Genomic DNA, 15182 nt, shown 5'->3' with positions numbered 1-15182 from the left:
TTGTAATAAACGTAACATAAACGTAATATTATTTTGATTAGCGTTTGGTCGCTTAAGCCGTGAATTATGGTAAATTTAAACTGTCTTTTAGTTTGAAAATTCCATTATTTTGACGAGGGGGAGAAAGATTGGGGAAGATACGTTCAATTTTATTGATGGCATTGGTGTTTCTGGTAGCTTTTGGAACTGTTTCGGCAGGCTTGCCAGGCGTTTCAGCTGCGCCGAATAAAGCAGCTGGGGCTGGCCAGGAGCTGCAGCTGAAAAAGCCGGCAGTGAAGATTCCGGAAACGCTTGAAAATCCGAAAGATCCGAACAAACAAGTGCGGATCATCGTGGAACTCGCAAGCGAACCGGCAATCGAAAACGCGACACGCAAAGGCGTGCTCTACAAAAATCTGCCAGCGTCCCAGAAAGAAACCTTGGAAGCGGCAGTCAGTTCTGAACAAAATTCAGTTCAGTCATCCATCTCGAAACTGGCACCCGGCATTACATACCTAGAAAATTTCACGACGGTCTTCAATGGCTTCTCGGCTGAAGTGGAAGCCGGAAAAGTCAAAGACATCGCTTCTCAAAGCGGCGTCAAAGCTGTCTACGAATCAACCGAATACCAACGTCCGGAAATCAAACCGGAAATGAAATACTCCAAAGAACTTGTCCAGGCGCAACAAGTCTGGAACGATTACGACTATAAAGGCGAAGGGATGGTCGTCGGCGTCATCGATACCGGCATCGACCCGAGCCACAAAGACATGGTCTTGAGCGATGACGTTTCAGGTGACATCACCAAAGCCGATGTCGGCGCGCTATTGGGCGATGGCTCAGTGGAAAATGGCCAGTATTTCACGCCTAAAGTGCCGTTCGGCTACAATTACATGGACGGCAACAATGAAATCCTGGACCTCGGACCGGAAGCTTCGATGCATGGCATGCACGTAGCCGGCACAGTGGGAGCCAACGGCAATGAAGAAAACGGCGGTATCAAGGGCGTAGCTCCGGAAGCGCAATTGCTTGCGCTGAAAGTGTTCGGCAATGATCCGTTGTATCCATCGACTTACGGCGATATCTACATTAAAGCCATCGATGATTCCATCAAATTGGGGGCGGATGTCATCAATATGTCATTGGGCTCCGTTTCCGGATTTGTGGATTCCTCGAACCCTGAACAACAGGCGGTTGAACGCGCCACAAACAGTGGCATCCTGGTATCCATTTCAGCCGGAAACTCGGATATGCTGGGATCGGGTTATTTTTATCCCTATGCTGAAAACCAGGATTACGGCTTGACCGGCTCGCCAAGTGTTTCATTCGACTCGTTTGGTGTCGCATCTTTTGAAAACGACATGATCACGGCCATGAGCTTTGCGTACCAGGCGGACGGGGAAGAAGCCGGGCGCGCCATGTACCTATTGGCGAACGACAAAGATCCACGCGATTTGCCGGAAGCTTCCTATGAAGTGGCGGATGCGGGACTGGGTATGGCCGCTGACTTTGCAGGAAAAGATTTCACCGGTAAATTCGCACTGATTTCACGCGGTGGCAATCCGTTCGTGGAAAAAGCGATCAACGCACAAACTGCAGGAGCGACCGGTGTCATCATCTACAACAACACGTCAGGCACCATCAATATGGCGTCCAATCCATCCATCACGATTCCTTATATGTCAGCCCTTCAGGCGGACGGTGTGGCTATGAAAGCGTTGATCGACGCCGGCCAGAGGGTGACGGTTTTGTTTGACGGGGAATACCTGGAAACCCAAAGTCCGACAGCTGGACAGATGAGTGATTTCACTTCATGGGGACCAACGCCGAACCTGGATTTCAAACCGGAAATCACAGCACCGGGCGGCAATATCTTCTCGACATTGAACAACGATGAGTACGGCTTGATGAGCGGAACGTCGATGGCAGCACCGCATGTTTCAGGCGGTACGGCTTTGATTTTCCAACGCATCGAGGAATTGGGGCTCGACGGCAAGGAACGTGTTCAATTCGCCAAAAACCTAATGATGAATACAGCGAATCCCGTAGAATTGATCGCTGGGGAATTCGTTTCACCGCGCCGCCAGGGAGCAGGCTTGATGCAATTGCATGATGCCTTGTCGACTGACGTGACGGTGACTGAACAAGCGACAGGCGAAGGGAAAGTGGCATTAAAAGAAATCAAAGACAACAAATTCACGTTCACAGTGACGGCACAGAATTTCTCGGATGAGCCGGCAAATTATAACGTAGCTGTCAATGTCCAGACGGATAAAGCCTTAACGGCGAGCGGCGTCCAGGTGACGGCACCGAACATCGCAGGATCAAATGTCGTCACGGAACAAGTGGCGATTGATGTGCCGAAAACAGTGACGGTTCCGGCTAACGGCAGCCAGGACATTACCGTCGCAGTCGATGTGTCCGCACTGGAAAACGATGCGGCTTATCAAGCATTCACCAACGGCTTTTTCGTAGACGGCTTCCTGACCTTGACGGATGCCAACGAAGAAGTGACGGGCAATACGGAATTGGTCGTTCCATACTTCGGCTTTAACGGCGGATGGGATGATGCGAATATCTTCGATTACTTCGCATGGGATCCAGCCACGTATTACGGAATGACCTTCCTGGTGGATGAAAACGGCGAGACCATCACAGGCGGAACGCATCAGCCGGACTTTGTGCCGGAACGATTCGCGTTTTCCCCGAATGGCGATGGCCTGAAAGACCAGGTAATTCCAGTGTATTCATTGCTGCGAAATGCCAAGAACTTTGAAGTGAACGTGCTGGACGCAGCGGGCAACACCTTGCGGACCATCCGGACAGAAGACGAATTGGTGAAGAACTATTCAGCCGATGAGTCGTATAACTTCAATCCGGCCAATGGCTGGGATGGAAAAGTACTTGAAAAAGCCGTAGCGGACGGCGATTACCAAATTCAATTGCGCGCAGTGATCGATTATGAAAATGCGGAATGGCAGACAATTGAATTCCCAGTGAAAGTCGATACCGTAGCACCCGTTGCAGCAGCAAGCTTCAACGCAGCGGCCAAGCTGGTGGAAGTGGCAAGCTTCAACGACAACCCAGAAGGCTCTGGCCCGGATCGCTGGGAAGTCTTCCTGAATGACAAAGAACTGACGGAAAATGCGGCGACGCCTGCAGACGAGTCATTGGCACCGACAGTCACGAGCTTTGCGGTAACGGAAGAGCTGAAAGCAGGCGACAAACTGACAGCGGTATTCTACGATACGGCCGGCAACCAACAAGTGGTCGACCTATCGACGGCAACACCTGAAACCGTCAAACCGGTCATCTACATCGACAAGCCGGATGTCCTGTCGGTGCACAAAACCAAAGAAGTGGCCGTCGCTGGACGCGTGGAAGACGATTCGAAAATCATTTCCCTGACAGTCAACGGCGAGCCGGCAACTGAATTTGACGGCAAGACCTTCAGCCACAAGCTGACCTTAGCGGATGGCTCCCATTACGTCAAAGTCAAAGCCATCGACGAATTCGGCAACGAGATGGAAATTCGCCGCCAAGTGCTGGTCGACACCACTCCAGCGGTCATCACCTTGACAGACGTGCCGAAAACAATCGGCCTTGACCAGGACGAAGTGGAAATCACTTTCAACGTCAAAGACAATTTCGACGAAATCCGCGCGTATTACTTTGACAGCGAAATTTTCGCCCAAGACCTGACAGCCCCTTACCACCTGAAGAATTTCGACCAGGACATCACCACCACTGTGCCGGTGCCGGCCGATGGAGCAAACGAAATCAAGCTGAAAGTCATCGATTTGGGTGGCCACGTAACAGAGGCCGTCTTCACCATCACGAAGGCAGCTCCAACCAAGCCAGGAAAACCGGACAAGCCAGGCAAGGGCAAACCCGACAAGCCTGAGAAACCAGGAAAAGGCAAACCCGATAAGCCTGGTAAGCCTGTTAAACACTGAGTAGGAATGGAGTAAGAGCAGATCAAGAGCAGATCAAGAACAGATCAAGAACAGATCAAGAACAGATCTAGAGCGTGAGAATATCTCAATAGAAAAAGCCGGAAGCAGCTGCTTCCGGCTTTTTCTATTGAATTGTGTGGGAATTGTGCGGGTGCCAGGCACCGATTACTGTACTTTTATCAATTCTGACGAAATTTTACCATCGAGGCCGACGGTTTTAACCGTGCCGAACCCTTCGACCATATAATATTTATAGCCCGTATCGTGGTTAACGGAAGAATCATATGGAACTGTAACTTCGACTGCATTGGTAAAGGTTTTATAAGGTGTTTTGACAGTGACGTTGACTCCGGTAATTTTACTTACTGGTGCAAAAGGGTTGTCGATATTAAACACTTTTCCTTTTTTGATCGGATAAACCAATTCGGTTATATATTCAGAGAAAGGGAAGCCGATATTATACATATCGTAGGTTTCGTCTTCCGTATAGAAAATATCTTCTACGTCTTCATTATAGTTTTCCCAAAGGAAACCGAGTGGTTCGCCATTAAGGTGTGAATCGTCCGTATATCGCGCATTCAGTACTATACCGTCAGCTGAGCGGTAGGAATAAACCTTTGTTTTATCACGCAAATAAGAATTTTCCATGTGGGTATCGTTCTTGAATACAGGTTCCAATCCGCGGGCAAGGAATGCCGAGAACTGGCCGCGGGTCACGTTGGTTAACGGACGATAGGTTCTGTCGGGATAACCGGCGGTGATATTGTAGGAAACCAGTTGGTTAATCGGCTCGAATGCTTTCATATTCGCAGAGACATCCTTAAAGTCAGTGGCACCCCAAAGAGGCATCGTGAAAATATTCGACAGCAGGATTGCCATGTCTCCGCGGGTAATGGGTGCATCCGGACGGAAGGTCTTATCGGGATAACCATTCAAATAACCGGCTTCTTGTGCAGCAGCAATATAGCCGCTCGCTTTACTGGATTTACTGACGTCTTTAAAGCCAGTCGCTCTCTGCGTGCCATCCAAATCCTTCAATTGGCCGATCATGATTGCAGCTTCTGCGCGGGTGACGGTTTTGTCAGGACGGAACGTGCCATCCTCATATCCGGTAATGACTTTCTTGTCGACAAGATAATCGATCTCGTCATAGAAACGGTGGTTCTCAGGCAAGTCGGAAGCAGCCAAAGCAGGCGTGCCCATTAAACTGAACGCCAGTACAGCACTACTCAGAATCAGTGTCTTTTTCAAAGTTATCCATCCTCTCGGGTATCTGAAACTTTCTACATGTACAGTATACCCTAAGAGTTACAAAAATGGGATAATTACCAATATTATTTTTGGAATTGTGTGAGAATTGCGTGGGTGCCTGGCACCCACACAATTCTCATACTATTTATCCCGATTAAGTTAAGGCGCGTCACCGGAGTGGGTGGAGCAATAAGACGGGCAGCGCTCTCCAGCTGCCTGGCTTATTGTGGGAACCTACTCCAAAGCGTCCGAAGCGGCTTATAGAAACCTATTAAAGATTTTATTGCTCAAATTGTATAGGTACTAGAAATCCACCCAAAACCCACACAATTCCTCATTCCATCCCAATCAGTTGATTTACTGTATCCCCTTGAGGATTATCCACGCGGATTCGCGCATGCCCTTCCGCGTAATAATGCTTGTAGCCATTGACCGTGACTTCCACAACATCCTCAAATGTTCCGTAATCGGTGGTGACCGTTTGGCCGACAGCTGTGACCGTGAAGACTTGATTGTTTTCATCTGTGAAGGAATCACCCAGCCGCACCGGATACTGAAGATCCAGCACATAAATATCCTGCGGGATGAATTGAAGGCCAAACGTGCGATGCGTTTCAATTTCCCCGTACAAAGCTTCGCCGGTGCCAATGTCCGAAACGACGGACCACATGAACCCGTACTCGCGGCCGCTCCGGTCAGGCACATAAGCATAGCTGTGGCGTTCGATTCCTTCAGGCGTCTGGTAGATATAGGTTTTTGTCTTGTCTTTCATAAATGAAACCGGAATCGCTGCTTTATTCTTGAAAGCAGGCTCAAGCCCGCGCCCTAAAAATGCTGCAAACTGTCCGCGCGTCACGGATGCAGACGGACGGTAAGTATTGTCCGGATATCCGATGGTGATGTTGCCGGCCAAAATACGCGAAATGGCTTCATAAGCTCTCATATTTTGCGACACATCTGTGAAATCTACTTGTGCAGTGAGGCCAAGGCTGAAGAGGCGGTCGACGATGATGGCCATATCTCCGCGCGTAATCGCAGCATACGGACGGAAAGTGCCATCCGTAAAGCCGGAAACATAGCCGGCTTCTTCAGCCGAAGCAATATAGCCGCTTGCCCGCTGGTTGGCCGTTACATCCGGAAACTTCGTCTCGCGTTGAGTGCCATCCAAATCCTTCAGGCGGCCAATCATAATCGCCGCTTCGGCACGGGTGACAACAGCATCCGGCCGGACCGTGCCATCCGGATAGCCGGTGATCACATCACGCTCCATCAGATAATTGATCTCTTCATAAAACGAATGCTGCTCAGACAAATCAGGAGCGGCCAAAGCAGGTGGCACAATCAGCAGAAGTGCCAAAAAGAACATCGCGACTTTTCCCATTTTCTTCATAGCTCTCATCCTTTCTAAAACTTTTTTTCGTATCCTTACCTGCATTTTAACAGGGGAGGAAGCCGATAACCATAAATAATACTGATTATTCTGATTAATTGGAGGCATTTGGATGGGGAATGCTGGGATACTTTACGTCCGAGAAACCTAAAGAGAATTGTGTGCGTGCCAGGCACCCACACAATTCCCACACAATTTAACCGGATCAAGCGAAGGCGCGTACCCGGAGTGTGGAGCAATAAGACTGGCAGTGTTTAGCTGCCTGACTTCTTGTGGGAACCCACTCCAAAGCGTCCGAAGCGACTTAGAGAACCCTAAGAAAGCCGCAACTCCACTCTATTTTCTTTTTGTAAATATCTTTTAATATTTCGGTTGTCGTATATAATTTAGTTGTTAGACTATTTAGTCAAAAAGAAGAGGAGATGAAAAGATGGCGATCAGTAGAAAAATTTCCATGATTCTCGCAGCGGTTGTCCTTGTTCTCAGCGGATTGTTTACAGCCGTTCCAACACAGGCGGCAGCCGACGAAGTGACGAGAGGCGAGTTCATCAAGCATTTGGTGACGTCCCTGAAACTGGATTTAGGGGACGGCTCGACCATCAGCTTCAAGGACGTCGATAAGGAGCTGGCTCCATATGTTGAAGCGGCTTACAACCTGAAGTTGACGAGCGGAAAGTCCAAGACGGTCTTTGCGCCGGATGAAAAACTGTCACGTGAGCAGGCATTTTCAATCGCTTCACGCGCAGTCATGACGGACAAAGTCTATTCGACAGGCTTATTGAGAAATTTTAAAGATAACCGTTACTTAAGCAAAAGCCTGTTGAAGGACCTGGCCAAAGGAGTCGGCATCGGCCTGCTCAAAGGCTATGGTGACGGCACCGTAAAACCATCGAAGCCGGTTTCTCCAGGCGAGATGCGGGCGATTGTCCAGCGCTTGCTGAAAGAATATCAGCCGGTCGGCGGCAAGAATGTCACCTTGCGCATTCTGGGGACCTCCGACCTCCACACCAACTTCGTCAATTACGATTACTACCAGGACAAAGTATCGAACAGCCTGGGCTTAGCGAAAACAGGGGTGCTGATCGAACAGGCGCGCCAAGAAAACAGCAACTCGCTCCTATTCGATAACGGCGACCTGATTCAGGGAACGCCATTCGGCGGCTATAAAGCAACCGTCGATCCGATCGAAGAAGGCGAGCTGCATCCGGCCTATGCCGCACTTGATTCACTAAATTTCGATGCATCGACTTTAGGCAACCATGAATTCAACTTCGGCTTGGATTATTTGGACGAAGCGCTGGACGATGCACCGTTCCCAGTGCTGAACGCCAATGTCTACGACGCTGAAACAAATGAAAACCGCTACGAACCCTACACGATCATCGACAAGGAAGTGGTCGATGGCAAAGGCAAGAAGCACACGATCCAAGTAGGTGTCATCGGAGTCGTCGCTCCGCACATCATGAAATGGGACCGTGCGCATCTTGAAGGAAAAGTGACCGCCGAAGACGCAGTCGAATCGGTTGAGAAATTCCTTCCGGAAGTGGAAAAAGCGGGAGCGGACGTAGTCGTCGTCCTATCCCACTCAGGAATGGGTGACGAAACCCATGAAATCGGCGAAGAAGACATCACCTACCAGCTTTCTGAAGTGGAAGGCGTCGACGCCATCATCACCGGCCACAACCACGATGTCTTCCCGGGCTCTTACGGCGACTTGAAAAATGTCGACCAACAGCAGGGGACCATCAACGGCACACCCGTCGTTATGCCGGGCAATTTCGGCAGCCACTTAGGCATCATTGATTTGCAGCTATCGCAAAAAGGCAAGGAATGGAACGTTGAATCGGGCAAAGCGCAATTGCGTGAAATCGATGCCGAATCCGACGTCGTCGCACAGCAAGTCATTGACGCTGTCAAAGAAACACACGAAGCGACCATCGAATACGTACGCAGCCCAGTCGGTGAAACCACAGCACCGATCAACAGCTACTTCTCACTGGTTCAGGACGATCCATCTGTCCAGATCGTCAACAACGCACAAACCTGGTATGTCGAGCAGCAGGTAGCGGGTACAGCCAATGCCGACTTGCCGATCCTATCTGCAGCAGCACCGTTTAAAGCGGGCGGCCGTAATGGAGGAAACTATTACACAGACATCGCAACCGGTGAAATCGCCATCAAAAACGTCGCCGACCTTTACGTCTTCGACAACACGGTATTCGCCTTGAAACTGACAGGCAAAGACGTCAAGGAGTGGCTCGAGATGTCCGCAGGGCAATTCCAGCAAATCAACCCGACAGCGACAGGCGAACAGCCATTGATCAACAACGATTTCCGCACCTATAACTTTGACGTATTGGACGGCGTCACTTACGAAATCGACGTCACCGTCCCTGCCAAATACGACGCGGAAGGCGTGCTGGCGAATCCAGCTTCCAACCGCATCAAAAATCTTTCATACGAAGGTGCACCGGTAACCGATGCCCAGGAATTCCTGGTCGCAACGAATAACTACCGCGCAACCGGCAACTTCCCAGGCGTCACCGATGCCGTGGAAGTCATCGATTACGCTTATGAAAATCGCCAGGTCATCATCGACTACCTGCTGGAAATCGGAACCATCGACCCTTCAGCAGACGCCAACTGGAAATTCGCACCGATTGCGGGCGACCAGAACATCGTCTTTGAAACCTCGGCCAACGCACAAAGCCTGATCCCAGAAGGCAGCGGCATCACTTACGTAGCCCCAGCTGCCAACGATTTCGCCAAGTACCGAATCGTGATCGAATAACACAAAGAAAGCTTTCCGCTCGTTGCGGAAAGCTTTTTTTTATTAATTGTGCGGGTGCCTGGCACCCACACAATTTGGGCATGATTCCATAAGTCGCTTCAGCTTAGAGTGTTGCGGGAATACGCAACAAATTTCTTTTGTGTGGGAGGGAGAAGTAGGCGTGGAGTGAATTGTGTGAGAGTTGTGCGGGGGCCTGGCACCCACACAATTTGGGCATGACTCCATAAGTCGCTTCAGCTTAGAGTGGTGCGGGAATACGCAACAAATTTCATTGGTGTGGGAGGGAGAAGTCGGCGTGGAGTGAATTGTGTGAGAGTTGTGCGGGTGCCTGGCACCCACACAATTTGGACAGGGTTCCATAAATCGCTTCAGCGCTTAGGAGAGGGTTCCCGCAAGAAGCCGGGCAGCGCTCCGCTTGCCAGTCTTCTTGCTCCACCCCCTCCATTGACGCGCCTCAGCTTAGAGTATTGCTGGAATATGCAACAAACTACTTTTGTGAGAGGGAGATAGTGGGCATGGGGTTCTAAAATCGCTCGGCAGCGGTAATGCACGCGCCTTCGCTGGGCTTGGACAAGCCGTGACGGGTTCTACAGGTGTTTTTTCTCTCTAGATGAAGAGGTGACGTTTCTATCGCACCTTTTGATGTCTTTACCTGAACCGTTCTCCTTCTTACATGAATTTCATGAAAAAATCATATTTTCTATATGGGCAAAGCCCGGCAACAGAGCGGCATTCCCTATTCCCGGCTGTTCGCCACGCGAACAGCTTCCATTCAGGGGCTTGAACTCCATAAAACCAGTGAGATCCATGTAGAAATGGAGTAAGTTCAGGTAAGAAGTGGGATGCTTCAGGTAGCCACTCTACAGATTGAGATAGGAACCCTGAAGATGAAGGTACAGCCGCACAACGTTCATGTAAATCAATCAACGCGTCACTTACTCGATCCAGTTCACTTTCCATGATGCCGGCTTTTCGTAAACGAAAAGCAAACGTACAGGAAACATCCCTCACAGCCGCTCTCTTTGGTACAACAGGGAAATTGTTTGAGAATTGTTTGGGTGCCTGGCACCCAAACAATTCCCAAACAATTCACTCCACCCAAGCGAAGGCGCGTGCACCACCGCTGCCGAGCGACTCCAGAACCCCTCACTCACTTCCCACACCACACAACCCAGTAGACAGGTTGCGTATCCCCACAACACCAAGCTGAGGCGCGTCCACGGGCTGGGCGGAGCTATGAGACGAGGGTTCTTCTCGGCTCATGGCGTGAGCCATGCCCTAAGCGACCGAAGCGACTGATAGAATCCTACTAAAGCTAAATTATTGCCCAAGCGAAGGCGCGTGCACCACCGCTGCCGAGCGATTCCAAAACCACTCACTCACTAATCCCGCAACACCCAGTAGACAGGTTGCGTATCCCCCAACACCCAGCTGAGGCGCGTCCACGGGCTGGGCGGAGCGATAAGACGAGGGTTCTTCTCGGCTCATGGCGTGAGCCATGCCCTAAGCGACCGAAGCTGCTTATAGAACCCACATAATCTCACTCCACCCAAGCGAAGGCGCATGTACCACCGATGCCCGGCTTATCGCGGGAGTCCTCTCCAGAGCACCGGAGCGACTTAAAAAACCAAAAAAATTGTGTGGGTGCCAGGCACCCACACAATTTCACTCAAACTCCGCAGCCAAACCTCTGACCATCTCCAGATGCGCTTCGATATTCTCTTCCGTCACCAGCACACCAAAATCCTCCGGCACATCCGCATCCGCACCTTGCTCCATACGCTTGGAAATCAATGCGCCGATCTCCGGATAGAAATGGTGGCCATCATAATAATTCGTAATTTCGTTCGTCACACTATTCGGGTACATGAAATTCCACACACTGCCGTTGACCTCCACCAAATCGCGGAGCCACGTTTCGTATTCATCCAACAGGCCGGTCCCGACCAGCGACTTGAACAACTCCGTAGAAATCGGAGTCGTGTAGATGATCTTTTCCGCTTCCGGATGGCTGTCGCGAACCTTCTGCATGATTTCCTTATACTTGGGATAATAAACATAATTGTCGCCGTAGAACGTTTCTTCAAAACGCGTAATCTTAGCGGCAGTATCTTCTTTGATTTCTTCTTCCGACAGCCTCTTCGCAAACGCATCGCCGTTGCGGTTGTACAACCGGTCCGCAGTGACCTTGTCCGTTGCAGACAACTCCAGGTTATCGGCGGCATAGCCTAAGACATCGAAAGACAATAAGTTCTTGGCGCGGTAGAAAGGCGCCTGGACTTTCGTTTCATAGCCAGTGATGGCGCGGGCATTTTTTGCCTGTTCCTCACTGGATTTGAAGAAATCAACGCCGATCAACACCCGTTCGTAATCGGGATTCTGATCAAACGCATACAGCAGCATCGTGTAATATTCACGCATCGATAAATTGGCCACTGCGTAATTATAGACATCCCATTCCGTGAATCCCGCCGGCTGCACATAGGTGCTGCGGCTGCTGCCGAGCAGGAGGGTATCTGCATGGGTCGGGTGGTAAAGCTGCTGTGCCGTCTTTTGTTCGCGCTCATCGGCGACAATCTGCACATCGTTGAGTCCATGGGCGTGGCTGTAATGCCACAACGGATCCATCCAAAAATTAAAAGCGGCAACAGTTAAAGTCAATACAGCGAAAATCGCCATAACGGTAATGCTGAATTTTTTATCGTTCATGGGATCATCTCCTAGAAATTAAAGTACAGGAATTCACTGACTTGCTGCAGTTGCATGACACTATAGAAAAGCAGGACCGATACAAAAATCGCCGTGCGTGTATTGTTCTGTTTCTGCTCCATGATTTCAATGGAATTCTTCGCAAAGAACACTAATGCTAAACCGACTGCCATCGTCAAAGCGATTTCCCAGGACGACGTGGTGAATGGCAAGGTCAACAACCAGTTCTCATCTATAGAAGGGAAGAGCTGGATAAACCCGCTTGGCAAATAGAATCCGTTAAAACCGAACATCGCTTTCAGGACAATCACCGCATCCGACAGCGTCAACGCACGGAAGAACACCCAGGATAGGTGGACGAATAAAAACGTCAGCATCCAGGCCGAGACTTTATTCATACGATAGCCGGCGCGTTTCCACCAGCGGCAGATGACACTCGCAAAGCCATGCATCGCGCCCCAGATCAGGAACGTCCAACCGGCACCGTGCCAAACCCCGCTGATGAAGAAGATGATCAGGATATGGAGATAGGTGCGGACGGCGCCTTTTCGGTTGCCGCCGAGCGGAATGTAGATATAATTCGTCAGGAAATGGGATAACGTAATGTGCCAGCGTCTCCAGAAATCCTGGATATCGAGTGCCTTATAAGGCGAATTGAAATTGAGCGGCAGGCGGATATTGAACAGTAATGCCAGTCCAATCGCCATGTCTGAATAGCCGCTGAAATCGAAATACAATTGCAGCGTATAGGCCATCGTCGTAAACCAGCTGTCGACGAAAGTCAGCGACTCGACATTGCCATAGCCTTGATTGGCCCATTCTGCAAACGTATCCGCAATCGCCACTTTCTTGAACAGGCCGACCGCAAAAATCAGCAGTCCTTTGGAAATATTCTCATAGACGATGCGGTATGATTCCTTCGCCGAAAACTGCGACATCACTTGGCGGTGATGGACAATCGGCCCCGCGATCAATTGCGGGAAAAACGATACGAACAAACCGTAGTTCAGGAAATTGTATTCTTTCGTCTCCAATCGGTACGAATCCACCAAATACGCAATTTGCTGGAACGTGTAGAAACTGATCGCGAGTGGCAATAAAATATTCTTCAGGACCAGGTCTTCACCGAAAACCACATTGATGTTTTCAACAAAAAAGTCATAATACTTATAATAGCCGAGCAGCAGCACATTAAAGAGAATGCCGACAGTCAAAATGCCTTTTCGGAAAGCTCCTCCGCGGTTACGCCCCAGAAACACCCCGATGGCATAATTGAGCAGCATCGAAATCAAAATCAGCGGCAGATAGGCAGGGTTCCAATAGCCATAAAAAAACAAGGAAGCCACTAGCAACCAAGTTTTCGCAAACGGAATATGGATGCGCCCAAGAACGTAATAGAGAACCCAAACAATTGGCAGGAATAAAAAGATAAATTCAAAAGAATTGAAAATCATGTTCGGACACCTTCACTATACTAGTATTAATCGCTTGAAAAATCAGTTGCTTACAAAATCTCACCAAAAACATCCAACCAAATCAACAGGAAAGCGATCATCATTCCATATCAACCAAGTAAAGTTTCATAACCCATTTATTATAACTTGCGCCCCATAAGTTGTCATGAAAATTTTAGTGGTCTATAAGACTCAAAAAGCATTAATTTCCAAAGGGGAATGCAAAGAGTTTCTTCTATAATAGTGAATTGTGTGAGAGTTGTGCGGGTGCCTGGCACCCACACAATTTGGTCAGGGTTCATAAGTCGCTTCGGCGCTTAGGAGAGGGTTCCCGCAAGAAGCCGGGCAGCGCTCCGCTTGCCAGTCTTCTTGCTCCACCCACTCCATTGACGCGCTTCAGCTCAGAGTGTTGCTGGAATACGCGACAAATTTCTTTTGTGTGGGAGGGGGGAGTGAGCGTGGAGTGAATTGTGTGGGAGTTGTGCGGGTGCCTGGCACCTACACAATTTGGACAGAGTTCTATAAGTCGCTTCAGCGCTTAGGAGAGGGTTCCCGCAAGAAGCCGGGCAGCGCTCCGCTTGCCAGTCTTCTTGCTCCACCCCCTCCATTGACGCGCCTCAGCTTAACGTGTTGCTGGAATATGCAACAAATTTCTTTTGTGAGAGGGAGATAGTGAGCATGGAGTAAATTGTGTGGGAGTTGTGCGGGTGCCTGGCACCCACACAATTTGAGCAGGGTTCATAAGTCGCTTCAGCGCTTAGGAGAGGGTTCCCGCAAGAAGCCGGGCCGCGCTCCGCTTGCCAGTCTTCTTGCTCCACCCCCTCCATTGAAGCGCCTCAGCTAAACGTGTTGCTGGAATATGCAACAAATTTCTTTTGTGAGAGGGAGATAGTGAGCATGGAGTAAATTGTGTGGGAGTTGTGCGGGTGCCTGGCACCCACACAATTTGAGCAGGGTTCATAAGTCGCTTCAGCGCTTAGGAGAGGGTTCCCGCAAGAAGCCGGNCTTCTTGCTCCACCCACTCCATTGACGCGCTTCAGCTCAGAGTGTTGCTGGAATACGCGACAAATTTCTTTTGTGTGGGAGGGGGGAGTGAGCGTGGAGTGAATTGTGTGGGAGTTGTGCGGGTGCCTGGCACCTACACAATTTGGACAGAGTTCTATAAGTCGCTTCAGCGCTTAGGAGAGGGTTCCCGCAAGAAGCCGGGCAGCGCTCCGCTTGCCAGTCTTCTTGCTCCACCCCCTCCATTGACGCGCTTCAGCTTAGAGTGTTGCTGGAATATGCAACAAATTTCTTTTGTGAGAGGGAGAAGTAGGCGTGGAGTGAATTGTGTGAGAGTTGTGCGGGTGCCTGGCACCCACACAATTTGGACAGAATTCTAGAAGTCGCCTCGGCGCTTAGGAGAGGATTCCCACAAGAAGCCGGGCAGCGCTCCGCTTGCCAGTCTCCTTGCTCCACCCCCTCCATTGACGCGCCTCAGCTTAGCGTGTTGCGGGAATATGCAACAAACTATATTTTTGAGAGGAGGTAGTGGGGATGGGGTTCAAGAAACGCTCGGCAGCGATAATGCACGCGCCTTCGCTGGGCTTGGACAAGTAGTGACGGGTTCTACAGGTGGTTTTTCTCTCTCTAGATGAAGAGGTGACGTTTCT

General features: G+C 50.0%; 6 protein-coding genes. 2 read left to right on the top strand and 4 right to left on the bottom strand.

Features of this window, described 5'->3' with window-relative positions:
- The first annotated feature begins 128 nt into the window (after positions 1-128).
- Positions 129-3935: a S8 family serine peptidase gene (locus tag K8U60_RS03980; RefSeq protein ID WP_223634703.1), complete on the top strand. Its 3807-nt coding sequence runs from the start codon at positions 129-131 to the stop codon at positions 3933-3935.
- A gap of 165 nt (positions 3936-4100) precedes the next feature.
- On the opposite strand, the gene K8U60_RS03975 is transcribed toward K8U60_RS03980, so the two are convergent.
- Positions 4101-5186, bottom strand: coding sequence for an S-layer homology domain-containing protein (locus tag K8U60_RS03975; RefSeq protein WP_223634701.1), 1086 nt, complete (start codon positions 5184-5186; stop codon positions 4101-4103).
- Positions 5187-5520: 334 nt separating this feature from the next.
- Complete coding sequence (locus tag K8U60_RS03970) at positions 5521-6576, bottom strand: S-layer homology domain-containing protein (protein ID WP_223634699.1); 1056 nt, start codon at positions 6574-6576, stop codon at positions 5521-5523.
- A gap of 430 nt (positions 6577-7006) precedes the next feature.
- Here K8U60_RS03970 and K8U60_RS03965 point away from each other — a divergent pair, with 430 nt between their 5' ends.
- On the top strand, positions 7007-9367 hold the full coding sequence (locus K8U60_RS03965) for a bifunctional 2',3'-cyclic-nucleotide 2'-phosphodiesterase/3'-nucleotidase (protein WP_223634697.1): 2361 nt from the start codon (positions 7007-7009) through the stop codon (positions 9365-9367).
- 1665 nt (positions 9368-11032) lie between these two features.
- Here K8U60_RS03965 and K8U60_RS03960 read toward each other — a convergent pair.
- On the bottom strand, positions 11033-12076 hold the full coding sequence (locus K8U60_RS03960) for a hypothetical protein (protein ID WP_223634695.1): 1044 nt from the start codon (positions 12074-12076) through the stop codon (positions 11033-11035).
- Between the two features lie 11 nt (positions 12077-12087).
- Positions 12088-13530, bottom strand: a complete 1443-nt coding sequence (locus K8U60_RS03955; protein ID WP_223634692.1) for an MBOAT family O-acyltransferase — start codon at positions 13528-13530, stop codon at positions 12088-12090.
- Positions 13531-15182: the final 1652 nt, after the last annotated feature.

This window comes from Planococcus circulans (assembly GCF_020023385.1).
Lineage (GTDB): Bacteria > Bacillota > Bacilli > Bacillales_A > Planococcaceae > Planococcus.
The sequence above is the reverse complement of the archived record's forward strand: the minus strand, read 5'-3'. Positions and strand labels throughout refer to the sequence as shown.